This window comes from Fretibacterium fastidiosum (genome assembly GCF_000210715.1).
GTDB classification, from domain to species: Bacteria; Synergistota; Synergistia; order Synergistales; family Aminobacteriaceae; genus Fretibacterium; species Fretibacterium fastidiosum.
Genome location: NC_021038.1, coordinates 226312 through 227217, shown reverse-complemented (window position 1 = coordinate 227217; position 906 = coordinate 226312). Strand labels below are relative to the sequence as shown.

General features: G+C 61.4%; 1 protein-coding gene. It reads right to left on the bottom strand.

Going from position 1 to position 906, the window contains the following annotated elements; all coding sequences use genetic code 11:
• Positions 1-26: 26 nt before the first annotated feature.
• Positions 27-906, bottom strand: an 880-nt coding sequence (locus SY1_RS01020; protein WP_208872512.1) for an Rpn family recombination-promoting nuclease/putative transposase, incomplete at its 5' end; no start/stop codon positions are given.

The window sequence follows — 906 nt, the reverse complement described above, 5'->3', positions numbered from 1 at the left end:
CAATCCGTATTAAACGCGAATTGGTATCAGTTGTCCATCCCCCGCTGCAGCGCCGCAACCTCGTCAGGGGAAAGGCCGGTGAAGTCAACGACCTGCTCCAGCGGGACACCCCGCACCAACATCCGTCGCGCCGTGGCGGCGATGCCTTTGGCCTCACCCTCGGCGATGCCTTCAGCCTTACCCCTGGCCTCTCCTTCAGCGATGCCTTCAGCCTTACCCCTGGCCTCACCCTCGGCAATCCCTTCGGCCCTGGCGGCCCGGCGGATCGTCTCCTCGATCGTCAGATCGTCCACCATCGCCTTGTAACTCAAAATGTAGCGCAGACGTTCCTCGTGGTTCTGCAAAAACAGCCTCTCCAAATCCAGCGCCTCGCCGATCATCGGGTCCTGCACCATCGCCTCAGGCATCTTCTTCGCCTCCATTCCCGCAAGATACATCAGCCAGTACTCCAGACGGTTCCGTGGCGTCCCCTGACGGACGTACTTCGGCACCTCCAGGTAGACCAGTCTCAAATCCTCGCACAGCCTCTCCCCCGTCTCCTCGTCGCACAGGCTGAACGCCCGGCGGAAACGATCTCCCGCAAACAGGTTGAACGCCAGAATGTGGATCGAGATCGTCTTTTTCAGGTCCAGGTACGAGTCTCCGGCCCTCAACTGAGAGGCGTGCAGCGCGCTCAGGTAATAGGTGGAGCGCTGGGGGTAGTCGTTTCGGTTCCTCACCTGCACCTCGACCTCCACCTGCGTGCCGTCCGCCATGCAGGCCACGATATCGAGGTAGACACTCTTTCCAGCCTCCCGAGTGGCGGAGAGCTCTCGATCGGCGTACTCCAGGCCCGTGAAGCCCGCACTCTCGTCCGGGAACACGAGGGAGTTCACGAGGTCCAGAAACAGGTGCTTGCGCTCCTCA